Source organism: Chromobacterium sp. IRSSSOUMB001 (assembly GCF_023507765.1).
GTDB classification, from domain to species: Bacteria; Pseudomonadota; Gammaproteobacteria; order Burkholderiales; family Chromobacteriaceae; genus Chromobacterium; species Chromobacterium haemolyticum.
The window spans coordinates 413,050-435,939 of the sequence record NZ_JALCYU010000001.1 but is presented as its reverse complement, the minus strand read 5'-3'; the positions used below and the strand labels follow the sequence as shown (position 1 = coordinate 435,939).

At 62.9% G+C, this 22,890-nt stretch carries 24 protein-coding genes; 4 read left to right on the top strand and 20 right to left on the bottom strand.

Annotated elements, in window-relative coordinates; all coding sequences use genetic code 11:
• Positions 1-68: 68 nt before the first annotated feature.
• The 18 genes from MOV80_RS01975 to MOV80_RS01890 all read right to left on the bottom strand — a co-directional run bounded on the left by MOV80_RS01975 (position 69) and on the right by MOV80_RS01890 (position 15,367).
• Positions 69-281, bottom strand: coding sequence for a hypothetical protein (locus tag MOV80_RS01975; protein ID WP_019100291.1), 213 nt, complete (start codon positions 279-281; stop codon positions 69-71).
• 55 nt (positions 282-336) lie between these two features.
• A complete protein-coding gene (locus MOV80_RS01970; protein ID WP_107732322.1) occupies positions 337-828 on the bottom strand; it encodes a DNA-deoxyinosine glycosylase in 492 nt (163 codons plus the stop codon).
• Positions 825-1,427 carry a ribonuclease HII gene (gene rnhB / locus MOV80_RS01965; RefSeq protein ID WP_019100289.1) on the bottom strand — a complete coding sequence of 201 codons (603 nt, stop codon included), beginning with the start codon at positions 1,425-1,427 and terminating at the stop codon, positions 825-827. Before rnhB ends, MOV80_RS01970 begins: the two co-directional genes overlap by 4 nt.
• The gene (gene lpxB, locus MOV80_RS01960) at positions 1,424-2,596 is read right to left on the bottom strand and encodes a lipid-A-disaccharide synthase (RefSeq protein ID WP_019100288.1); all 1,173 of its coding nucleotides are present in this window, start codon (positions 2,594-2,596) and stop codon (positions 1,424-1,426) included. The genes rnhB and lpxB overlap by 4 nt, the downstream gene beginning before the upstream one ends.
• 5 nt (positions 2,597-2,601) lie before the next feature.
• On the bottom strand, positions 2,602-3,378 hold the full coding sequence (lpxA, locus tag MOV80_RS01955) for an acyl-ACP--UDP-N-acetylglucosamine O-acyltransferase (protein WP_039753581.1): 777 nt from the start codon (positions 3,376-3,378) through the stop codon (positions 2,602-2,604).
• A gap of 2 nt (positions 3,379-3,380) precedes the next feature.
• Entirely contained in the window at positions 3,381-3,833 is a 453-nt protein-coding gene (gene fabZ / locus MOV80_RS01950) for a 3-hydroxyacyl-ACP dehydratase FabZ (RefSeq protein WP_019100286.1), read from the bottom strand.
• On the bottom strand, positions 3,826-4,890 hold the full coding sequence (gene lpxD / locus MOV80_RS01945) for a UDP-3-O-(3-hydroxymyristoyl)glucosamine N-acyltransferase (protein WP_249604789.1): 1,065 nt from the start codon (positions 4,888-4,890) through the stop codon (positions 3,826-3,828). Before lpxD ends, fabZ begins: the two co-directional genes overlap by 8 nt.
• A gap of 108 nt (positions 4,891-4,998) precedes the next feature.
• Positions 4,999-5,484 (bottom strand): OmpH family outer membrane protein, encoded by a 486-nt coding sequence (locus tag MOV80_RS01940; protein WP_039753577.1) that lies wholly within the window; start codon positions 5,482-5,484, stop codon positions 4,999-5,001.
• 18 nt (positions 5,485-5,502) lie between these two features.
• Positions 5,503-7,791 (bottom strand): outer membrane protein assembly factor BamA, encoded by a 2,289-nt coding sequence (bamA, locus tag MOV80_RS01935; protein ID WP_043594503.1) that lies wholly within the window; start codon positions 7,789-7,791, stop codon positions 5,503-5,505.
• A 9-nt stretch (positions 7,792-7,800) separates the two neighbouring features.
• The gene (rseP, locus tag MOV80_RS01930; RefSeq protein ID WP_043594507.1) at positions 7,801-9,144 is read right to left on the bottom strand and encodes an RIP metalloprotease RseP; all 1,344 of its coding nucleotides are present in this window, start codon (positions 9,142-9,144) and stop codon (positions 7,801-7,803) included.
• Complete coding sequence (gene ispC, locus MOV80_RS01925) at positions 9,138-10,322, bottom strand: 1-deoxy-D-xylulose-5-phosphate reductoisomerase (RefSeq protein WP_019104404.1); 1,185 nt, start codon at positions 10,320-10,322, stop codon at positions 9,138-9,140. Before ispC ends, rseP begins: the two co-directional genes overlap by 7 nt.
• A gap of 17 nt (positions 10,323-10,339) precedes the next feature.
• Positions 10,340-11,146, bottom strand: a complete 807-nt coding sequence (locus MOV80_RS01920; protein ID WP_019104405.1) for a phosphatidate cytidylyltransferase — start codon at positions 11,144-11,146, stop codon at positions 10,340-10,342.
• Positions 11,147-11,149: 3 nt separating this feature from the next.
• Positions 11,150-11,905 carry an isoprenyl transferase gene (locus MOV80_RS01915; RefSeq protein ID WP_019104406.1) on the bottom strand — a complete coding sequence of 252 codons (756 nt, stop codon included), beginning with the start codon at positions 11,903-11,905 and terminating at the stop codon, positions 11,150-11,152.
• Between the two features lie 13 nt (positions 11,906-11,918).
• The gene (frr, locus tag MOV80_RS01910) at positions 11,919-12,476 is read right to left on the bottom strand and encodes a ribosome recycling factor (protein WP_019104407.1); all 558 of its coding nucleotides are present in this window, start codon (positions 12,474-12,476) and stop codon (positions 11,919-11,921) included.
• Between the two features lie 76 nt (positions 12,477-12,552).
• Positions 12,553-13,272: a UMP kinase gene (pyrH, locus tag MOV80_RS01905; protein ID WP_019104408.1), complete on the bottom strand. Its 720-nt coding sequence runs from the start codon at positions 13,270-13,272 to the stop codon at positions 12,553-12,555.
• Between the two features lie 93 nt (positions 13,273-13,365).
• Positions 13,366-14,232, bottom strand: a complete 867-nt coding sequence (tsf, locus tag MOV80_RS01900; RefSeq protein WP_019102340.1) for a translation elongation factor Ts — start codon at positions 14,230-14,232, stop codon at positions 13,366-13,368.
• A gap of 69 nt (positions 14,233-14,301) precedes the next feature.
• A complete protein-coding gene (rpsB, locus tag MOV80_RS01895; RefSeq protein ID WP_048411249.1) occupies positions 14,302-15,030 on the bottom strand; it encodes a 30S ribosomal protein S2 in 729 nt (242 codons plus the stop codon).
• A gap of 145 nt (positions 15,031-15,175) precedes the next feature.
• Positions 15,176-15,367: a hypothetical protein gene (locus MOV80_RS01890; RefSeq protein ID WP_118266999.1), complete on the bottom strand. Its 192-nt coding sequence runs from the start codon at positions 15,365-15,367 to the stop codon at positions 15,176-15,178.
• A 115-nt stretch (positions 15,368-15,482) separates the two neighbouring features.
• Between MOV80_RS01890 and MOV80_RS01885 the strand changes: the two genes are divergently transcribed.
• Positions 15,483-16,520, top strand: coding sequence for a nitronate monooxygenase (locus tag MOV80_RS01885; protein ID WP_118266997.1), 1,038 nt, complete (start codon positions 15,483-15,485; stop codon positions 16,518-16,520).
• Positions 16,521-16,579: 59 nt separating this feature from the next.
• Here the strand turns inward: MOV80_RS01885 and typA are convergent, their stop codons facing one another.
• Positions 16,580-18,400: a translational GTPase TypA gene (typA, locus tag MOV80_RS01880; protein ID WP_043594514.1), complete on the bottom strand. Its 1,821-nt coding sequence runs from the start codon at positions 18,398-18,400 to the stop codon at positions 16,580-16,582.
• Between the two features lie 139 nt (positions 18,401-18,539).
• Between typA and MOV80_RS01875 the strand changes: the two genes are divergently transcribed.
• Together MOV80_RS01875 and MOV80_RS01870 are read left to right on the top strand one after the other, a co-directional pair.
• A complete protein-coding gene (locus MOV80_RS01875; protein ID WP_043594517.1) occupies positions 18,540-19,415 on the top strand; it encodes a hypothetical protein in 876 nt (291 codons plus the stop codon).
• Between the two features lie 120 nt (positions 19,416-19,535).
• A complete protein-coding gene (locus tag MOV80_RS01870; protein WP_118266994.1) occupies positions 19,536-20,843 on the top strand; it encodes a hypothetical protein in 1,308 nt (435 codons plus the stop codon).
• 215 nt (positions 20,844-21,058) lie between these two features.
• On the opposite strand, the gene MOV80_RS01865 is transcribed toward MOV80_RS01870, so the two are convergent.
• A complete protein-coding gene (locus MOV80_RS01865) occupies positions 21,059-22,045 on the bottom strand; it encodes an NAD(P)H-quinone oxidoreductase (RefSeq protein ID WP_118266991.1) in 987 nt (328 codons plus the stop codon).
• Positions 22,046-22,214: 169 nt separating this feature from the next.
• On the opposite strand from MOV80_RS01865, the gene MOV80_RS01860 reads away from it, so the two are divergent.
• The gene (locus MOV80_RS01860; protein WP_019103029.1) at positions 22,215-22,880 is read left to right on the top strand and encodes a 7-cyano-7-deazaguanine/7-aminomethyl-7-deazaguanine transporter; all 666 of its coding nucleotides are present in this window, start codon (positions 22,215-22,217) and stop codon (positions 22,878-22,880) included.
• The last annotated feature ends 10 nt before the right edge of the window (positions 22,881-22,890 follow it).

Sequence of the window (22,890 nt, the reverse complement as noted above, 5' to 3'; positions counted from 1 at the left end):
GTCCATGAGCTTTTCGAAGACGGTTTGAACGCCGTATCGCCGAAGCGCAACAGACTTTGAACAGGCTCTTAGGCCGCATGAGCTAGCTTGCTGGCGGGCTCCGGCGTTTCAAAACGTTTCCAATCGACGATCATCACCTGGGTCAGGCCGCAGTCCACCGCCAGCTGCGCCTCGATTTCCTCCAGCACCTGATGGCAATGGATCACGCCGTTGATCACCACTTCGGCCCGGCGCATCACGCTGTCGTCCGGCGTGACAAACCATATGCAGTAATGGCCCATATTCGCTCCCCCAGGTGGTTTCATCGCGACGACAAGCGCATTTGGCCATCGTCAACTACAAATATCGTCCCAGTTGCCGCCAAACTTCAAGTTTTCTGTCAAACGCCAGGGTATGCGCCGGGCTGGAAGAAGGCAAGGCCAGGATGTCCAGGGCCAGCCCGTCCAGCTGTCCGGCCGCGCGCGCGGCGGTGGCGCCGTTGAAAGCAACCGCGCGCAGCCGCGGCAGGCTTTGCGCCAGTTCCCGCAGATCGTTAGCCTGCTGATCGCGGATGTCGGCGTCCAGGCTGCCTCGGCGCCGCGCGCTGGCAATCACGTCCCACAACGCCACGCCTGCCTGCTGCAACGCCTCCAGGCGCTCGGCGTAGGCCAGCTCGGCCAGCGGCCGGCCGGTGATCGCCTGCATCAACGGCCAGAATTGATTGCGAGGGTGGGCGTAGTACTGGCCAGCCTGCAAGGAGGCGTCGCCGGGCAAGGAACCCAGCACCAGTACGCGGGCGTCCGGCCTCGCTACCGGCGGGAAGCAGGATTTGGCGCCCTCGCCGCTCAAAACAACTGTCCCTGCTGACGCGCCAGCCAGGCCTTGACCGGGCCGAAGCTCTTGCGGTGAGCCGGCAAGGCGCCGTGCTGTTCCAGCGCGGCCAGGTGTTCGGCGGTGGGATAGCCCTTGTGGCGGGCGAAGCCGTATTGCGGATGCAGGGCGTCCAGGGCCACCAGTTCGGCATCGCGCGCGGTCTTGGCCAAAATGGAGGCGGCGGAGATGGCCGCCACCTTGGCGTCGCCCTTGACGATGGCTTCCCCCGGCACCGGCAGCCCCTTGGGCACGCGGTTGCCGTCGATCAGCGCGCGCGTCGCCTGCGGCTGCAGGCCTTGCACCGCGCGTGTCATCGCCAGCATGGTGGCGTGCAGAATATTGAGCTTGTCGATTTCCTCGACACTGGCGCTGGCGATACACCAGACCAGCGCGTCGCGCTTGATCAGCAGCGCCAGTTCGTCCCGGCGGGCCTCGCTCAGTACTTTGGAGTCCGCCAGGCCGGCAATAGGCTTCGCCGGGTCCAGAATCACCGCGGCGGCGAACACCGCGCCGGCCAGCGGGCCGCGGCCGGCCTCGTCGACGCCGGCGATCCTCTCCAGATCAAGCCCGCTCATTGCCGCCCCGCCACCTGCAACACCGCTTCCGCGGCCAGCGCGGCGGTGTCCTGACGCAGCGACTGATGCAGCTCGGTAAAGGTCTGCACCATCTCGCGGCGTGCGTCCTGATCTTCGTACAGCCTTTGCATCTCAGCCGCCAGCTTGGCCGGCGTGGCCTGTTTCTGCAGCAGTTCCGGCACCACGAAGCGCCCGCACAGGATATTGGGCAGGCCGACGTAGGGCAGACGGATTTTGCGTTTGACCAGGCGGTAAGTCAACGCGGACAGCTTGTAGCTGATCACCATCGGCTTCTTGGTCAGCGCCACTTCCAGCGTGGCGGTGCCGCTGGTGACCAATACCGCGTCGCTGGCGATCATCGCCATCTGCGCGTGGCCGAACAGCTTGCGCAAGGGCAGATCCCAGCCCTTGCAGCGCGTCAGCATGCGGTCGAACAATTCCATCGTTGGGCGCGTGGCCAGCGGTACCAGGAACTGGGCGTCCGGATAGCTTTTCAGCAGCAACTTGGCGGTTTCGATGTACAGCGGCGCCATGTGCTCCAGTTCGCCGATGCGGCTGCCCGGCATCAGGGTGAACACCGGCGCGCGCTGCGGCAGCCCCAGTTGTTCGCGCATCGCGCTCTGGTCCGGCCTCAACGGGATCTCACTGGCCAACGGGTGGCCGACATAGGTCACCGGCACCCCGGCCTGGCGGTACAAGGGAGGCTCCATCGGGAACAAGCACAGCATGTGACTGACGCTGCGGCCTATCTTCTGCACCCGCTCCGGACGCCAGGCCCAAACCGAGGGGCTGACGTAGTGAACGGTGGGAATGCCGGCGCGTTTGAGCGCGGCCTCCAGATCCAGATTGAAGTCCGGCGCGTCAATGCCGATGAAAACATCCGGCTTCTCCGCAATCAGGCGGTCGCGCAGGGTACGGCGGATGCGCAGCAGCTCCGGCAAACGCTTGAGCACTTCGGCGTAGCCCATCACCGCCAGCCGGCTTTGCGGCGCATGGCTGACGAAGCCCCTGGCTTCCATCCGCGGGCCGCCGATGCCGGCGAACTCGATGTCGGGATAGCGCGCCAGCAGCGCGTCCATCAGGTGGGCGGCAAGAAGGTCGCCAGAGGCTTCCCCAGCCACCATGGCGACCTTCAGTGCCCGCTTGCTTTTAAACAAAGTGTCGGGCATGGATCTTAGCGAATGATGCCTCTGGCGGACTGGCCAAAGAAGCGGGTGAACGGCGCCAACTCGTCGTGACCGGCGGCGGCTTCCTCCAGAATGGCGGCCTTGGCGTCTTCGAAGGACAGGCCCTGGCGGTACAGCGTCTTGTAGGCGCCCCGCACGCGGCGGATCTGCTCTGCGCTGAAGCCGCGGCGCTTCATGCCTTCGGCGTTGATGCCGGAGGGCACCGCACGGTTGCCGTGCGCCATCACGAACGGCGGCACGTCCTGAGCCACGGCGCTGGCGAAGGCGGTCATCGCGTGCTCGCCGATGATGGCGAACTGATGCACGCTGGTGAAGCCGCCCAGAATTACCCAGTCGCCCAGCTGCACGTGCCCGGCCAGCGTGGCGTTGTTGGCCAGAATCACGTTGTTGCCCACCTGGCAATCGTGCGCGACGTGCACATAGGCCATCACCCAGTTGTCGTTTCCAACGCGGGTCACGCCCACGTCTTGGGCGGTGCCTGTGTTGAAGGTGCAGAATTCGCGGATGGTGTTGTTGTCGCCGATTTCCAGACGCGTCGGCTCGCCGGCATACTTCTTGTCCTGCGGCTGGGCGCCCAGCGAACAGAACTGGAAGATGCGGTTGTTCTTGCCGATGGCGGTATGACCCTCGATCACCACGTGAGGGCCCACCCAGCTGCCGCTGCCGATGCTGACGTTGGGGCCGATGATGGAGTAAGGGCCGATCTCGACGTCGTCGGCGATCCGGGCCTTGGGGTCGACGATGGCGGTTGGATGGATGGCCATGATCACACCTCGCGCTTGGCGCACATGATTTCGGCTTCGCAAGCCAGTTGGCCGTCCACCAGCGCGCGGGCGGAGTACTTGCCGATGCCGCGCTTGCTGGTGATCAGTTCCACTTCGAATGTCAGTTGGTCGCCCGGCACCACTTGGCGCTTAAAGCGAGCGTTGTCGATGCCGACGAAGAAATACAACTCGTTCTCGGCGCGCTCGCCCTGGCTGCGGATGGCCAGGATGCCGGCGGCCTGAGCCATCGCCTCGATGATCAGCACGCCCGGCATCACCGGGTATTGCTCGAAGTGGCCGACAAAGAACGGTTCGTTGATGGTGACGTTCTTCAGCGCTTTGATGCGCTTGTTTTCCTCGAATTCGGTGACACGGTCCACCAGCAGAAAAGGATAGCGATGCGGCAGATAGCGCATGATTTCGCGGACATCGATGGTGACGGCGTGTTCAGACATTGGGGGATTCCTCCTGATTCTTCATTTCTTTGAGCTCGCGCTCGAGCTGCTTGAGCCGCTTGGCCATATCGTCCAGATGACGGACGTGCACGGCGTTGGCCAGCCACTCTTTCATCGGTTGTAATGGGTAAGACGAGGCGTAGGTGCCCGGCGTCTTGATCGACTTCGACACCAGGGTGCCGCCGCCGATATGGGTTTTGTCCGCTATTTCAATATGACCGACGAACATCGCCGCGCCGCCCACCGTGCAGTAAGCGCCGATCTTGGCGCTGCCGGCGATGCCGACGCAGCCTGCGATGGCGGAATGCTCGCCGATCTGTACGTTGTGGGCGATCTGCACCAGGTTATCCACCTTGGCGCCTTTCCTGATGACGGTGTCCGCCATCGCGCCGCGGTCCACCGTGGTGTTGGCGCCGATTTCCACGTCGTCCTCAATGATGACGCGGCCGGTTTGCGGAATTTTGAACCAGTGGTCCTTCTCCCAGGCCAGGCCGAAGCCGTCGGCGCCGATTACGCTGCCGGAATGCACGCCGACGCGATTGCCCAGCACGCAGCCGTGGTAAAGCGTGACGTTGGGGTACAACACCACGTCGTCGCCCAGCACACAGTCGTCTCCCACCACCACGCCCGGCAGCAGGCGGCAGCGCTCGCCGATGACGGCGTTGCGGCCGATGCTGACGTGCTCGCGCACTTCGGCGCTGGCCGCTACCTGAGCGCCCTCTCCCAGCACCGCGCTGGGGTGCACGCCGGCTTGCGGCTGCGGCTGCGGGTGGAACAGAGTCGCCAGGCGCGCAAAGTAGAGATAGGGGTCGGCGGCGACAATCCAAGAGCGCTGGCTCCAGGCCTCGCTCTGCGCCAGCTCTTCCGCCATCTTGGGCGAAACGATCACTGCGCTGGCGCCGCTGTCGTCCAGCTGCTTGCGATACTTGGGATTGGCCAGAAAGGCGATGTCGCCGTCCGCGGCCGCTTCCAGCGGCGCCAGGCGGCCGACCGTCAGGTCCGGGCCGGCCCGCTCGCCGCCCAACCTTTCGATAATAAATGAGAGGGTATAAGCCATCAAAAACGAAAGCCGACCTGGGGTCGGCTTGCTCCCGTAATCATGTGTTGGCGCACCGGCCGCAGCCGCGCGCATCCGGGGCGGCCTTCACGCCGCCCCGCCCTGCCTTCAGCGGTCCAGTTCCTTCAAAACCTTGGGCGTCAGGTCGTACTTGGGGTTCACATACACCACGTCTTGCAGGATCAGATCGTACTGCTCGCGCTCGGCAAGTTGCTTGAGCGCGCGGTTAGCCCGCTCCTGCACCGAAGCGAACTCCTCGTTGCGGCGCTGGTTGAAGTCCTCGGACAGCTCGCGGCCCTTGGCCCGGTAATCCCGGTCCAGCGCCGCGTACTCACGCTCGTAGCGCTTGCGGTCGTCGGAATTCAAGCTGCTCTTGGCCAACTGAGACTCCAGCTCCTTGGCGCGCGCCTCCATCTTCTTCAGCTCATTGCGCCGCTCGCCAAACTCCTTGTCCAGACGCTTCTGGATGGCGATGGCCGGCGCGGCTTCGCGATAGATGCGCTCAGTGTTGACATAGCCTATTTTGAGTTCGGCCGCCTGGGCCGACATGGCGGCCATGGATAAGAGCACGGCCGCCCATTGCAATGCTTTCATATAACAACCCCGTCAATTTTAGAACACGGTACCCAGCTGGAATTGGAAGCGCTGGACTTTGTCGTTGTCCTTCTTCTTCAGCGGATTGGCGATACTGAATTTCATCGGACCGATCGGAGACAACCAGGTCAGCGCCACGCCCGCGGAATAGCGCATGCCGTCGCCAGCGGAACTGCCCGCCACCGTCGGATCCCACAAAGTCCCGGCGTCGAAGAACAGACTGGTGCGCACCGACTTATTGTCCTTCATTCCCGGGAACGGGAACAGCACTTCGGCGTTGGCCACCGCCTTGCGGGTGCCGCCCAGGTAATCGCCGTTGGTGTCGCGCGGGCCGATACTGCTGGTGTCGTAACCGCGCACCGAACCCAGGCCGCCCATGTAGAAGTTCTGAAAGAACGGCAGACGCGAAGTCTTGCCGTAGCCGTCGGCGTAGCCCAGCTCGCCGTTCAGCATCAACGTGAAGGTCTTGGTCAGCGGGAAGAACCAGGTCTGCTGATGGGTCAGGCGGTAGTACTGCAGATCGCCGCCCGGCAGGCCGGCGTCCGCGCCCACCTTGATGACCGCGCCGCGGGTAGGCCACAGCGCGCTGTCTCGGGTGTCCCGGCCCCAACTGATGGTGCCCAGCAAGGTGTTGTTGTTGCTGCCATACTGGTTGACGAAGTCCTTGTAACGCTGCGGACTGTTATTGTAAGTGCTGATCTTGGTGTTTTCCGCGCCGATGCTGAAGTTGATGCGATCGTACTCGGTCACCGGCACCCCGAAGCGCACCGCGCCGCCTATGGTGCTGGTCTTGTACGCGGAGATATTGGTGGCGTCCGGGTTGTAGACGCGGTTGTACAAGTCGTATCCCAGGCTGACGCCGTCCGGCGTGAAGTACGGATCAGTGAAAGACAACGACAGGTTCTTGTTGACCTTGCCGGTGGACAGGCCCAGCGACATGTATTTGCCGGAACCGAAGATATTGCTCTGCGACAGGTTGGCGGACAATTGCACGCCCTCGCCCTGCACGAAGCCGATACCAGCGGACACGCTGCCGGTGGAGCGTTCCTTCAGGCTAATGTTCATGTCGACCTGATCGGCCGCGTCAGGCACCGCCGGGGTTTCGATGTTGACGTCCTCGAAATAGCCCAACAGCTCAACGCGCTCCTTGCTGCGCTTGATCTTGTCCGCGCCGTAAGGGGCGCCTTCCAGCTGACGCAATTCGCGGCGGATCACTTCGTCGCGGGTCTTGGTGTTGCCGGCGATGTTCACGCGGCGAACATAGGTCTTGCGGCCCGGATCCACGAAGAAAGTGAAGGCCACCGTCTGTTTTTCGTGGTCGATGTCCGGCAGCACGTTGACGTTGGCGAAGGCGTAGCCGGCCTGGCCCAGGCGGTCGCTCAGCGATTTCACCGACTCGGTGATGCGCTCGTTGTTGAAGGTGTCCCCGGACTTGGCCTGAATCAGCTTGCGCAGATCGGCTTCCGGCACCTTGAGATCGCCGGCCAGTTTGATGTCGGAGATGGTGAACTTCTTGCCTTCGTGAATATTCACCGTCAGGAACATATCCTGCTTGTCGGCGCTAATCGACACCTGCGTGGAATCGATGTTGAACTCCAGATAACCCTGGTTCTGGTAGAAGGCCTTGAGTTTTTCCAGATCGCCGGTCAGCTTCTGCTTGGAATACTGGTCGTCCTTGGTCACCCACGACAACCAGCCGCCGGTGGTCAGGCTGAACTGATCAATCAGCTCGGACTGTTTGAAGGCGTTGGCGCCAACGATGCGGATTTCCTTGATGCGCGCGGTCACACCCTCGTTGATGTCCAGCGTCACCGCCACGCGGTTGCGTTCCAGCTTGGTCACCGACGGGGTCACTTCCACGGAGTACTTGCCGCGGCTGTAATACTGGCGCTTGAGTTCCTGCACCGCGCCGTCCAGCAACGCCTGATCGAAAATCAGCGATTCGGCGAAACCGTTGTCCTTCAAGGCCTTTTTCAGTTGGTCCTTGCTGAACTCCTTGGCGCCGTTGATGTTGAGCTGACTGACCACCGGGCGTTCGGCCACGGCCACGATCACCACGCTGTCGCGCGACTCGATGCGCACATCGTTGAAGAAGCCGGTGGCGAACAAGGCCTTGATCGCCTCGTTGGCCTTCTGGTCGTTAAAGGTGTCGCCCACCTTGACCGGCAGATAATTGAACACGGTGCCGGGTTCGGTGCGCTGCAGGCCCTCGACTCGGATGTCCTTGATGACGAACGGATCAACAGCCCAGGCCATGGAGGCCGTAGTCAAGCCCAATACGGCTGCTGCAAGCAATTTCAATTTCATAGATCGGTTTTAACCCCCAAATAGGCGGCTGAAATCATTCAGCAAGGCAAACGCCATCAAAGACGCCAGCAAGATGAAGCCAATTTTTTGTCCGAACAATTGCGCCCGCTCACTGACGGGGCGGCCTCTGATCAACTCCGCGACATAATACATTAAGTGCCCGCCATCCAGAACTGGAATCGGCAGCAGATTTAGCACGCCTATGCTGATGCTGATCAGCGCCAGAAACTCCAGATAAGGCGTCAAACCCTCGCGCGCGGTCTGGCCGGCGACATTGGCGATGGTCAGCGGACCGGACAAATTATCCAGCGACGCCTGACCCATCAGCATGCGCCCCATGAATTTGACGCTCATCCAGCCGGTATCCCAGGTCTTGGCCAGGGCGGCCAGACCGGCCTGCGCGGTCGAATAATGTTCGGTGTACAGCAGCTGCCGGCCCCAGCCTGCGTCCGCCTGCGGCGCAGCGCCGATGCGCCCCACCACTTCGCCGTCCTGCTGGTGGGCCTGCGGCCGCACCTTGATGCTCATCACGTCCGCGCCGCGCAGGATCTTCACCTCCAGATCCCGGCCGGGGCTGTTGCGCACCTCGGCCACCCAACCCTCCCAGTTGCTCAGCGGCTTGCCATTGAGCATCAGCAGTTTGTCGCCCGGCTTGAGGCCGGCGCTTTGTGCTGCGCCGCCCTCTTCCAACGCGCCGATCACCGGCAAAAAGCGCCCCGGCGTCAGGCCGGCGCTGCCTTGCTGCATCGCGGCCACCGCCTTGTCGCCGAAGCGAGCCGGGTCGATGCGGCGCTCAGCGCGTGCGCCTGCCGCGGTCTCCACCTGCACCACGGTGGCGTCCGGCGACATCGCCGCCTCCACCAGGGCAAGACGGATCTGCTGCCAGTTGGCCACCGGGCGGGCGGCCACGCTCAGTATCCGGTCGCCAGGGGCGAAGCCGGCCGCTGCGGCCGGAGTCTGCGCCACCACAGTGCCGACCAGAGGCTTGATCTGGGTCACGCCCTGCGCCATCACCACCCAGTACAGCAGCACCGCCAGCAGAAGATTGGCCAGCGGGCCGGCGGCTACGATGGCGATGCGCTTCAGCACATGCTGATTGTTGAAGGCTTGCGGACGCTGTTCTTCCGGCACCGGGCCCTCACGCTCGTCCAGCATGCGCACGTAGCCGCCCAGCGGAATCGGGCAGATCACCCACTCGGTGCCCTTGCGCCAATACGTCCATAGCGGCTTGCCGAAGCCAATGGAGAAGCGCAGCACCTTGACCCCGCACAAGCGGGCCACCCAATAGTGGCCCAGTTCGTGAAAGGTCACCAGCACGCCGATGGCGACCAGAAAGGCGAGCAGGGTCAGCATGCGGCCACCTGTTGCAGCGCGAAGGCGCGCGCCTCTTCATCCTTGGCCAGCAAGGCCTCCACCGAGTCGCTACCCACCAGGCTAACGCCGTCCAGAGCGGCGGATACCACCGTGGGGATGTCGACAAAACGTAGGCGTCCGTGCAGGAAGGCATCCACGGCGACTTCATTGGCCGCGTTCAGCACCGCCGGCGCGTCGCCGCCCAGGCGCAACACGTCGAAAGCCAGTTTCAGACAAGGGAAACGCTCCAGATCGGGCGCTTCGAAAGTGAGGTTGGACAAGGAGGAAAAGTCCAGCGAGCCCACGCCGGCCTCGACCCGCTCCGGCCAGGCCAGCGCACAGGCGATAGGGGTGCGCATATCCGGCGCGCCCAACTGGGCCATCACCGAACCGTCGCGATATTGCACCATGGAATGAATCACGCTTTGCGGATGCACCACCACTTCGATGCGTTCCGGCGGCGCGGAAAACAGCCAATGCGCCTCGATCACTTCCAGCCCCTTATTCATCAAGGAGGCGGAATCGACGGAAATCTTGCGCCCCATCACCCAGTTGGGATGACGACAGGCGTCATCCGGAGTGACGCGCAGCAAGTCCTCAGCAGAAGACTGGCGGAAGGGACCGCCGGAAGCGGTGAGGATGATCTTGCGGATGCCGGCGGCGTCCAAGTTGCCGGCGTAGTCGTGCGGCAGCGACTGAAAGATGGCGCTGTGCTCGCTATCCACCGGCAACAGGGTCGCGCCGTGACGACGCGCCGTGTCCATGAACAGACGGCCGGCCACCACCAGGGATTCCTTGTTGGCCAACAGAATGCGCTTGCCGGCGCGCGCCGCCGCCATCGCGGACGGCAGGCCGGCGGCGCCGACGATGGCGGCCATCACCACCTCGGCCTCCGGCAACGCAGCCACCTGAACCAGCGCGGCCGGGCCGTGCAGCACCTCGGCGTCCACGCCGGCCTCGGCCAAGCGTCCGCGCAAGGCGTCGGCCGACGCGGCGTCGCCGGTCACCACATAGGCCGGACGGAATTGCAACGCCTGTTGGAACAGGCGATCCACCTGGCGGTTGCCGCTCAGCGCCACCACCCGGTAACGCTCCGGGTGGCGCGCCACCACGTCCAACGTATTGACGCCCACGCTGCCGGTGGCGCCGAGAACGACAATCCCTTGCGGTTTCGTCATTGAAAGTGTTCCTGCGGTTACATGCCGCCCAGAGCGCGCAGCGCGTTGCTGACGGCGAGGACGGCGATAAGACTGTCGATACGGTCGTACACGCCGCCGTGACCGGGCAGCAGCCGGCTGCTGTCCTTGATACCCGACGCCCGCTTGAACCAGGATTCCAGCAGATCCCCCATCACGCTGACCGCGCTCAGCGGCAGCGCCAACAACAACAGCGCCCAAATCGGCAAGCCGATGTCTATCCAGCCCAGATGATCCACCAGCGCCACGTACAGAGCCACGCAGATCACGCCGCCGTACACCCCTTCCCAGCTTTTGCCCGGGCTGATGGACGGCGCCAGCTTGCGTCGGCCAAACGCCTTGCCCGAGAAATAAGCGGCGATATCCGCCACCCACACCAAGCCCATCACCGCCAGCAAGGCGAAGGCGTCCGCCGCTCCAGGGTGCGGCCGCCATTCCAGGAAGGCGAACCAGGCCGGCAACATCAGCAGCCAGCCCAGCAGCCAGGCCGTCGCCCCCTGGCGGATGCGCCAACGCTTGGCCAACCAGCACGGCACCAACAGCAGCCAGAACGCCAGCGTCAGCGCGTGCTCAACCGGGCCCAGCCGGTAATGGCCGAACCAGGCGGCCGCGGCCAGCGCGCTGCTAACGGCCAGATACAGCCATTTGCCTGCACCCGCCATGCCGGCCATGCGGCTGAATTCCCACAAGGCCAGCACGATGATCAGCCAGGAGAAGCCGGCCCAGGCTTCAGCCGGAAATAGAAACAGCGCTGCGAGCATCAGCGGCAACAACACCAGAGCGGTCAGAACGCGTGTCAGCAGCATGGCTTAGCGCCCATCCCGGCGCAGATGCTCGGGCAATTGTTCGCTGGTGCGTCCAAACCGGCGCTCGCGGCACTGGTAGGAGCCGATGGCGATTTCCAGCGCCGCGCGATCAAAGTCCGGCCACAGCGTTTCGGTGAAGTACAGTTCGGAATAAGCCAACTGCCACAGCAAGAAGTTGCTGATGCGCTGCTCGCCGCCGGTACGGATGAACAGGTCCGGCTCAGGTGCCCACGGCATCGACAGACGCTGGGTCAGCGCCTCTTCGCCGATATGGGTGACGCCCTCTGCGATCAGGCTGTTGACCGCGTTGAGAATATCCCAGCGGCCGCCGTAATCGGCGGCGATGTTCAAGGCCAGACCATCGTTGCCGGCGGTCTTTTCCTCGGCGCGCAGGATGCGTTCCTGCAGATCAGCGCTGAAACGCTCGCGAGAACCCAATACCCGCAAACGGATATTGTTGCTGTGCAGTTTGCTCACCTCGTGCTCCAGCGCGCGAATGAACAGGTCCATCAGGAAGGACACCTCCTCCTGCGGACGCCGCCAGTTCTCGGTGGAGAAGGCGAACAGGGTCAGGCATTCGACCCCCAGTTCCTTGCAGGCTCCGACGATCTCGCGCACGGTGTCCAGGCCGCGCTTGTGGCCGGCCACCCGCGGCAGAAAACGCTTTTTGGCCCAGCGGCCGTTGCCATCCATGATGATGGCGATATGCCGCGGCACGGAACGCACCTCCGGCACATCCTTGGTAGAGCTTGCAAACAAGGTACGGCGCTCCTTAGACGGCCATCAGGTCGGCTTCCTTGGCGGCCAGGGCCTTGTCGATTTCGACAGTGTACTTGTCGGTCAGCTTCTGGATTTCATCCTGGCCGCGACGCTCGTCGTCCTCGGTGATGGCCTTGTCTTTGAGCAGGTTCTTGAACTCGTTATTGGCGTCGCGGCGGATATTGCGAACGGCCACGCGCGCGCCCTCGGCTTCACCGCGCACCACCTTGATCAGGTCCTTGCGACGCTCTTCGGTCAGCATCGGCATCGGCACGCGGATGATCTCGCCCATGGAGGCCGGGTTCAGGCCCAGGTCGGAGTCGCGGATCGCTTTTTCGATCTTGGCCAGCATCGGTTTTTCCCAGGGCTGCACGCCGATCGTACGTGCGTCCACCAGCGTCACGTTGGCCACCTGGCTGATGGGTACGTCGCTGCCATAGTAGTCCACCATGACATGATCAAGAATGCCGGTATGGGCGCGACCGGTGCGTACTTTGCTCAGGTCGGTCTTAAACGCTTCCAGCGACTTCTGCATTTTCTGCTCGGCAGATTTCTTGATGTCGTTAATCATGTCTACTCCAAATCGAAACTTAAAAAGACAAGGCGAAAACGGCCATTGCCGCTTTCGCCTTCAGCAATTTTCAAACTTAGCAGTGTACCAGCGTGCCTTCATCTTCGCCAAGCACGACCCGGGTCAGCGCACCGCTCTTGAAGATGCTGAACACCTTGATGTTCAGGTTTTGGTCGCGGCACAACGCGAAGGCGGTGGCGTCCATCACTTTGAGATTGCGCGAGATCGCCTCGTCGAAGGTCAAGGTCTGGTAACGTATCGCGTCCGGGTTCTTTTTCGGGTCGTCCGTGTACACGCCGTCCACTTTGGTGGCTTTCAGCATGATGTCCACGTTCATTTCCATGCCGCGCAACGCCGCGGCGGTGTCGGTGGTGAAGAAAGGGTTGCCGGTGCCGGCGGCGAAGATCACCACCTTACCCTCCTCCAGGTACTGCATCGCCTTGCCGCGCACATAAGGTTCCGCGATCTGCTGCATGGTCAGCGCCGATTGCACTCGCGCGATCAACCCAGCCTTGGTCATCGCATCCTTCAGCGCCAGCGCGTTCATCACCGTCGCCATCATGCCCATATAGTCCGCGGTGGCGCGGTCCATGCCCGCAGCCGCCGGCGCCACGCCGCGGAAGATGTTGCCGCCGCCGATCACCACCCCCACTTGCACGCCAAGCTCCACCACCTCCTTGATCTGCCCCACGATTTGCTCGATCGTGGTGCGGTTGATGCCATAGTTGTCATCGCCCATCAGGGCCTCGCCGGACAGTTTCAGCAGGATGCGTTTATAGGCAGGAACTTGGCTCATGGTAACCTCGGTTTGGCTGGATATTCGGTTTTTAGTTTGCAAAACGGCACCCTGCTAGGCAGGGTGCCGTCAATACGTCTCGCGACTGAGATCTTACAGCTTGGCGGCTGCAGCCACTTCAGCGGCGTAGTCTACTACTTTCTTCTCAATGCCTTCGCCCACTACGAACATGGCGAACGCCTTGACGGAGGACTTCTTCTCTGCCAGCAGCTTTTCAACGGTCACGTCCGGGTTCTTGACGAAGGGTTGGCCCATCAGGGTCACTTCGGCCAGGAACTTGTTGACGCGGCCTTCCACCATCTTGGCGACGATGTCGGCCGGCTTGCCGGATTCGGCGGCCTGAGCGGTATAGATCTTGCGCTCTTGTTCCAGGGTTTCGGCCGGAACCTGATCCTTGGATACGCAGATCGGCTTGGAAGCGGCGATGTGCATGGCCACGTCCTTGCCCACTTGCTCTTCGCCGGCGAAGTCGACGATCACGCCGATCTTGGCGCCGTGCAGGTAGGTGGCGATAGCGCCTTCGGTCTGGTAGCGAACGAAACGACGGATGGTCATGTTCTCGCCCAGCTTGGCGATGGCGGCCTTGCGGATGTCTTCAACGGACTGGCCGTCGATTTCCACAGCGGACAGCGCTTCCACGTCAGCCGGGTTGGCAATCACAACCGCCTTGGCGGCAGCGGCGGCCAGAGCCAGGAAGGTCGGGTCCTTGGCAACAAAGTCGGTTTCGCAGTTGACTTCCACCAGGGCGCCAACACCGCCTTCAACGAAGGAACCGATGATGCCTTCAGCGGCCACGCGGCCAGCCATCTTGGAAGCCTTGTTGCCGGACTTGATGCGCAGGATTTCTTCAGCTTTGGCAGCGTCGCCTTCGGCTTCCACCAGAGCTTTTTTACATTCCATCATGCCGAGGCCGGTAGCCGCGCGCAGATCCGAAACCATTTTTGCGGTAATTTCCGCCATACTTCGCACTCCTAATGATTTTGATTACGTGGGTCTAAAAAAAGGGGCTTGCGCCCCCTTTTCGTCTGCTTACTCGGCTTGAGCCGATTCAGCAGCCACGATCTCTTGCAGAGACTGGGCGCGGCCTTCCAGCACCGCGTCGGCCATGCCGCGAGCGTACAGACGGATGGCGCGGCTGGAGTCGTCGTTGCCCGGGATCACGTAATCGATGCCGTCCGGGGTGTTGTTGGTGTCAACAACGCCGATAACCGGGATACCCAGTTTCTTGGCTTCGACGATGGTGCCCTTCTGGTAGCCAGTGTCGATAACGAAGATGGCGTCCGGCAGGCCCTTCATATCCTTGATGCCGCCCAGCGAACGCTCCAGCTTGTCGACTTCGCGTTGCAGGTCCAGCAGTTCTTTCTTGTTGTAACCGGTATCGCCAGCGGATTCCAGAATGGCGCGCTTCTCTTCAAGACGCTTGATCGACTGCTTCACGGTCTTGTAGTTGGTCAGCATGCCGCCCAGCCAGCGGTGGTCAACAAACGGCATGCCGCAACGGGCAGCTTCTTCACGTACGATCTCACGAGCCTGACGCTTGGTGCCCACGAACATGATGGAACCTTTGTTGGCGGCCAGACGACGCACATATTCCTGGGCTTCCACGAACAGCGGCAGAGTCTTTTCCAGGTTGATGATGTGAATCTTGTTGCGGCTGCCAAAGATGTACTTAGCCATCTTCGGGTTCCAGAAGCGGGTTTGGTGGCCGAAGTGAACGCCGGCCTCAAGCATTTGACGCATGGTAACGTTGGTGGACATGCAAAAACTCCTTAAAGGGTTAAGCCTCCATCCGCGCAGACAACCTCGAAACGAGGCACCCTTTGGCGCGGATGTGCGTAATAGATGATTTTCCCCCGCCAGGATGGCAAGGGACGCGGGATTCTAACACCGGACGGCGGAGCGCTCAAGCCTCGTCGCGCGCCTCGCGGGCTTTTTCACGCTGGCGGCGCAGCTTGCGCCGCGTCATCCGCGCCACAAAAAAGGTGGGCAACACGCCCAGGAAGAACAGCGTGGACAGCGAAGCCAGCACGCTGTGCTGCGCCACCGCCAGCATCAGCACCACGTAAAGCCAGCCCAGCAACACGATCAGCAGCATATTTAAACAATCGTTTGAATTTTCCGGCAAAGCCGACAACAATGACAGCGCCGGGTCCAGCCCATTGCGCCCGCCAACCCCCGACCGACCGATATTGTAAAGCGAGCCCCGCCCCATGCAAACCGCCATTACCCGACTGCTCGACATCCAGCGCCCGCTGATCTGCCCCGGCATGAGCTACATCGCCACCCCGGAACTGGTGGCCGCCGTCGGCAACGCCGGCGGCCTGGGCATACTCGCCACCGGCCCGCTGACGCCAGAACTGACGCGACAAGCCATCCGCCGCGTGCGCGAACTGAGCGACCGGCCCTTTGGCGTCGGCTGCACGCTCATGATGCCAGGCGCCAAGGAAAACGCCATGGTCGCCCTGGAAGAACGCGTGCCTGTGATCAATTTTTCGCTGGGCAAGGGCGATTGGCTGATTGAACGCGCTCACGCCTACGGCGGCAAGGCCATCGCCACCGTGGTGACGGAAAAGCACGCGCACTCGGCGGAAGCGTCCGGCGCCGACGCCCTGCTGGTCACCGGCCACGAGGCCGCCGCCCACGGCGGCGCCGTCACCTCGCTGGCACTGATCCCGGCCATCCGCAAGGCCAGCGCCTTACCCATCATCGCAGCCGGGGGCTTTGCCGACGGCCAGGGACTGATTGCCGCGCTGGCGCTGGGCGCCGATGCCGTGGCAATGGGCACGCGACTGGCCATGAGCAAGGAAAGCCCTGTGCACCAGCGCACCAAGGAGATGATTCGGCAACGCGGCGTGGCCGACACCTTGTACTCCAAGAACTTCGACGGCCTGTGGTGCCGAGTGATGGACACCCCCGCCGCTCGCCAAGCCACGCGCAAGCCGCTCAGCCTGCTGGCCGCCGCCTGGCGCGCCAGCGCCGCCGCGCGCAAGCTGGGCATGCCCATCGCCAAAGTCGTGCTGGGCGGCCTGCTGAGCCAACCCCAAGCACTGCGGCAACTGGCGCAGTTCGGCGCCGCCACAGAATCCATCCGGCTGGCGATAGAGGACGGCGACCACAACAAAGGCGTGCAGCTGATTGGCCAGGCCCAGGGCCTGATCGACGATGTGCCCAGCGTTGCCGAGCTGTTCGAGCGCATCCTAACCGAAGCACACACCTGCCGGCAAAGACTCGCCACCCTAGACCTCTGACAAATAAAAAACCGCCGCCCCCATCAAGGGAACGGCGGTTTTTGCAAGGCCAGCCCGAATCAGGACGCGGCGTTGGCTTTGGCCATCTTGCGACGATCCGATTCGTTCAGATAACGCTTGCGGATGCGGATGGACTTCGGCGTGATTTCCACCAACTCGTCGTCGTCGATAAACTCCACCGCGGACTCCAAGGTCAACTTGATCGGCGTGGTCAAACGCACGGCTTCGTCGGTGCCGGAGGCGCGCACGTTGGTCAACTGCTTGCCCTTGACCGGGTTCACCACCAGATCGTTGTCGCGGCTATGAATACCGATGATCATGCCTTCGTACAGCTTCTCGCCCGGGGCCACGAACATCCGGCCGCGGTCTTCCAGCTTCCACAGCGCGTAAGCCACCGCTTCGCCGTTCTCTTGCGAGATCAGCACGCCGTTGTGACGGCCCGGCATATCCGGCTTGACCGGCGCGTAGTCGTCGAACACGTGGCTCATCAAGCCGGTGCCGCGAGTCATGGTCATGAAGTCGGACTGGAAGCCGATCAGACCGCGCGCCGGAATATGGTACTCCAGGCGAGTGCGGCCGTTGCCGTCGGATTCCATATTGGTCAGTTCGCCGCGGCGACGACCGATTTCTTCCATCACGCCGCCCTGGTGATCGTCTTCCAGGTCGATGGTCAGGTTTTCGTACGGCTCGCACTTCTGGCCGTCGATCTCCTTGAACACCACGCGCGGCTTGGCCACGGCCATTTCAAAACCTTCGCGACGCATGTTTTCCAGCAGAATGGTCAGGTGCAGTTCGCCACGACCGGACACGCGGAACACATCGGAGTCGCCGGTGTCTTCCACGCGCAGCGCCACATTGGTCAGCAACTCCTTGGTCAGACGATCGCGGATTTGACGCGAGGTCACGAACTTGCCTTCGGTGCCGGCCAGCGGCGAGGAGTTCACCATGAAGTCCATGGTCAGCGTCGGCTCATCCACGGACAGCATCGGCAGGCCTACCGGCTGCTCTTTGTCGCAAATGGTCACGCCGATGCCGATATCCTCGATGCCGGAGATGATGATGATGTCGCCCGCCTCGGCTTCTTCAACCGGAACGCGGTCCAGGCCCTGATAACCCAGAACCTGGTTGATGCGGCCGGAAGCCACTTGATCGTCATGGTTCATCACCACCACTTGCTGACCCGGCTTGATACGGCCGTTCAGCACGCGGCCCACGCCCAGGCGGCCAGTGTAAGTGGAGTAGTCCAGCGCGGAAATCTGCAGCTGCAGCGGCGCGTCGGCGCTGCCCGGCGGGGTCGGCACGTGCTTGAGCACGGTGTCGAACAGCGGGCGCATATTGTCGGAAACCTCTTCCAGCTCGAGCTTGGCGAAACCGTTCAGGCCGGAAGCGTAGATGATCGGGAAGTCCAGCTGTTCGTCAGTCGCGCCCAGCTTGTCGAACAGGTCGAAAGTCTGATCCACCACCCAATCCGGACGCGCGCCCGGACGGTCCACCTTATTGATCACCACGATAGGGCGCAGACCCAGCGCCAGCGCTTTCTTGGTAACGAAACGGGTTTGCGGCATCGGGCCTTCTACGGCGTCAACCAGCAGCAGCACGCCGTCCACCATGCCCAACACGCGCTCAACTTCGCCGCCGAAGTCGGCGTGTCCCGGAGTGTCGACGATATTGATGTGCACGCCTTCGTATTCGATGGCAGTGTTCTTGGCCAGAATGGTGATGCCGCGTTCTTTTTCAAGATCGTTGCTGTCCATTACACGCTCGTCCACCTGCTGGTTCTCGCGGAAGGTACCGGATTGACGCAGCAGTTGGTCTACAAGCGTGGTCTTGCCATGGTCGACGTGGGCGATGATGGCGATATTGCGAATTTGTCGGGTCATTTTTGGAGGAGGATGGATACAGAAAAATCGCTGGATAATAGCACAAAAAACAGTCCCTACCAAAAATTCCGGCGGACGACAAGCGTTGGGCTTTTGCGTACACTGCGCGGCAAACCGATTTTCGACGAGGAAACGCGCTATGTACGACTGGAACGCCTTATGGAAGGAGCACGAGGCCTACCGCACCGGCTACGCCGTCCAGCACAACGACGCCAACCAGTTGGCAGACGCCTTGTCCGCCACGCTGATCAAGCCGGCCGCGGGCATAGAAGACGTGGCCGTCTACGACAATGGCGACCGCTACCTGCTGGCCGGCCACAAAGACGGACTGCAACTACTGGAGATCTCCAAGCACAGCCTGTTCGACATCACGCTGCGCTTCGTCACCGAGGACGAGGAGCAGGACATCGCCCCGCCCTACATCGAAATCCATGTCGACAACCTGGCCACTGAAGAGCAGGCGGTCTGGCGCGCCGCGGTCAGCCGCGACGAAGAAGGCCGGATCTGGGTAGGCAAGCGCGCGCTGGACGAAGGCGTGGTGCCGGCCATGCCTTTCGACGAACTGTCCTTCACCGACGACGCCCGCTTCCGCGAAGAACTGACCCGCGTATGGCACGAGGACCTGCCGCAGTTGAAGCCGGCGCTGGAAGCCTGGTTCCAGCACGGCGCGCTGAGCGCCCCGGACGACGAGCCGGCCCACTACGGCGACGCCGCGCGGGTGCGGCAGATCTGCGACCGCTACGCCGAAATCGTGCGCCGCGAACAGGCGCTGCTGTCGCGCCAGTTCAGCGACCCGGAACTGCACCTGATCGCCCAGGTGCTGAAAGGCGTGCACTTCGACGACGCCGCCGCCTGCCGCGGCGTGTGGCTGGCGGTGGAGACCCGCATCATCGAAGAAGAGCTGGACCAGCAATGGAAGGTGGACGGGGAAAAGCTCCTGACCAAGATGAAGGCGCTCAGCTACGCGCAGGAAGTGGCCTTGATAGAAGCGCTGTCGCCGTTGCCGTCCAACTGAACACCTGAAACCGGATCGCGGGTAAAATGCCCCCGATCCGAGCAATCACTCCAATATATCCAAGTGACCGGCCCCGCCAATATGCGCCGCGCCGGCCCACATCAAGAAAGACTAAAAGACATGGCTAAAACAAGCGCCCTGAGACAGCTTCCGCAAAGCAATCTGTTCCGCCCCGGCGACGTCTTCGTCCTGTTCGGCGAACTGTTCGGCCGCGGCTACGCCAACGGCCTGATCAACGAAGCGCGCAAGGCCGGCATGGACATCATCGGCATGACCGTGGGCCGCCGCGACGAAAACAACCAGCTGCGCCCGCTGAACGAAGAAGAATTGGCCGCGGCCGAGGCCAACCTCGGCGGCCGCGTTATCAATGTGCCGCTGATGGCCGGCTTCGACCAAGACGGCGCGCCGACGCCGACCGAACTGCTGGCCGCGCTGACCCTGAAAAGCTGGCAGGACGACAAGCTGGACTGGGAGCACATCGAACAATGCCGCCAGATCGGCGTGCGGCGCTTCAAGGACGGCGTCGCCCAAGCGATGGCCCAGCTGGAAGGCATGATAGCCGACGGCCGCAACGTGTTCTTCGCCCATACCATGGCCGGCGGCATTCCCAAAGCCAAGGTCTTCCTGGCCATCGCCAACCGCGTCTACAAAGGCCGCGGCGAGCGCTTCCTGTCCACCCAGGCGCTGCTGGACAGCGATCTGGGCAAGCTGATCCTGCAGAACTTCGACGAAGTCACCGCCAACACCTTCCAGCACCTGATAGACGGCAGCGCCGCGCTGCGCGACCGGCTGGAAGCCGCCGGCGGCCAGGTGCGCTACACCGCCTACGGCTACCACGGCACCGAGATCCTGATCGACGGCGACTACCAGTGGCAGACCTACACCAACTACACCCAGGGCTACGCCAAGATGCGCCTGGAAAACGTCGCCCGCGCCGCCTGGGAACAAGGCATCAAGGCCACGGTGTTCAACTGCCCGGAAATCCGCACCAACTCCTCGGACATCTTCGTCGGCGTGGAGCTGCCGCTACTGGCGCTGCTACGCGCGCTGAAGCGCGAGGACGGCGGCGCCTGGGCCGACGCGCAATGGCAGGCCTGCGCCGCGCTGCTGCAGGACGGCCACACGCTGGAAGAAGTGCTGGAAAAAATAAACGCGCTCAATAGCGGCGAGGTGATGCGCGGCTTCCGCAATTTCGACGCCTGGCCGATGCCGAACAGCCCGGAGCTGGCCGAGGTGATGATAGGCACGTCCGACGCCATCGTGGATATGCACCAGGACAAGAAGGCCTTGATCACCGACCACCTGAGCAGCCTGGTGATCGACGCCACCGGCCCGCTGATGTTCCACGAAGCCGCCGCGCCCGCCGGCCCGGTGCTGTGGCTGAACCACGACATCATCGCGCGTCAGTTGAACCGGATGCACGCTTAAGAACCTGTTTACGATCTGCTGCGCTTCGGCGATACAGCGTTGAAAACACCCTCAAAATGCTCATGTACCAACCGTACATTCCGCTTTTTCGGTCGTTTTCGCCTTGTCTCGCTCTTGCTCGCGAGATCGTAAACACGTTCCAAGAAGCGATCAGCCCCCTTCCCCAACGCAAAAGCGCGCCCACTCGGGCGCGCTTTTTTTCGTCCCAAACCCGCTCAGCCCGCCAGCACCGGAAACAGCGTCAACACCACCTTGCCCAGATTGCGGTTGGCCTCGACATAGGCGTGCGCGTCGGCCACCTGGGTCAAGGGATAGGTCGAGTCCAGCGTCAGACGCAGCTCGCCCCGCGCCAAGGCTGGCAAAACCCGGGCCTCCACCGCCCGCGCCAAGCGCGCCTTCACTTCTAAAGGCTGCGGCCGCAGCGTGGAACCGATCACAGCAATGCGCTTCATCAGCAGCGCGCCCAAGTTCAACTCCGCCTTGGCCCCGCCCAGCAGGCCGATATTGACCAGCCGCCCATCCGGCTTCAAGACCGAGACATTGTCGTTCAGATAGCTGGCGCCCACCGGGTCCAGCACCACGTCGGCGCCGCCCCACTCCTTGACCAAGGCGCCGAAGGCCGGCGTCTGCCGGTAGTTGAACGCCTGCGCCGCGCCCAATTCGCGGCAAAACGCCACTTTCTCCTCACTGCCCGCGCTGGCGTAGGCCTGCGCGCCCAATAGACCAGCCAACTGGATCGCCGCCGCGCCCACGCCGCTGGCGCCGGCGTGCACCAACACGGTCTCGCCGGCCTGCAAGCCGGCCTTTTCCACCAGATTGAACCAGGCCGTCATCCAGGCCTCGGGCAGGCTGGCCGCCTCCACCCAGGACAGCCAGTCCGGCTTGGCGATGGCCAGCGCCTCGTCCAGCAGCGCGTATTCGGCGTAGCCGCCGCCGCCAATCAGGCCGAACACCGCGTCCCCGGGCTGGAAGCGCGAGCCCGCATCCGCCTCCTCCACCACCCCGGCCACTTCCAGGCCCAGAATTGGGCTGGCGCCCGGTGGCGGCGGGTAATGCCCGGCGCGTTGCGCCAGGTCCGCGCGGTTGACCCCCGCGGCCATGACCCGCACCAATAGCTGCCCGGCGCCGCGAAGCGGCGGCGCGATCTCGTCCAAGCGCAGGGTGTCGACTCCGCCCGGAGCCGACTGCACGACTGCCAACATACCCCCTCCTTTCGCTCTCAAGCGACTGATTAGCAATGTCAAATACCTTTGCCAAGGCGGACGCGGACGCGTATCATCTGCGCCCTTGCCCTGTTCCAGCCTCGCCGGACCGGGCCAACCGAATCTGCATTGGGTTCCCTCACCCCATCCAAATAAAAAGGCCGACATCATGTTTAGCTTTACCCGCCAACAGCGGCTGTCCGCGCTGCTGTGGCTGTCTCTGTTCCACATCGCCATCATCGCGTCCAGCAACTACCTGGTGCAACTGCCGATCACCGTGTTCGGCTTCCACACCACCTGGGGCGCGTTCACCTTTCCCTTTATTTTCCTGGCCACCGATCTAACCGTGCGCGTATTCGGCGCGCCGCTGGCCCGCCGCATCATTTTCGCGGCGATGCTGCCGGCGCTGGCGATCTCCTACCTGATCTCCACCCTGTTCTATCAGGGTGCCTGGCAAGGCGCCGCCGCGCTGACCAGCTTCAACCTGTTCGTCGCCCGCATCGCCGTCGCCAGCTTCGCCGCCTACGCGCTGGGCCAGATCCTGGACGTGCAGGTATTCAACCGCCTGCGCCAGCTGAAAACCTGGTGGATCGCCCCCGCCTCGGCCATGTTGTTCGGCAATATCAGCGATACGCTGGCCTTCTTCTTCATCGCCTTCTACCAGAGCAGCGATCCCTTCATGGCCGCCAACTGGGTGGAGATCGCGCTGGTGGACTACAGCTTCAAGCTGCTGATCTGCCTGCTGTTCTTCCTGCCGATGTACGGCGTGATCCTGAACCGCATTCTGAAGCAATTGAGCTTGCGCGGCGTCGAACCGCAGCTGCGCACCGCCTAAGCGGCTCCCG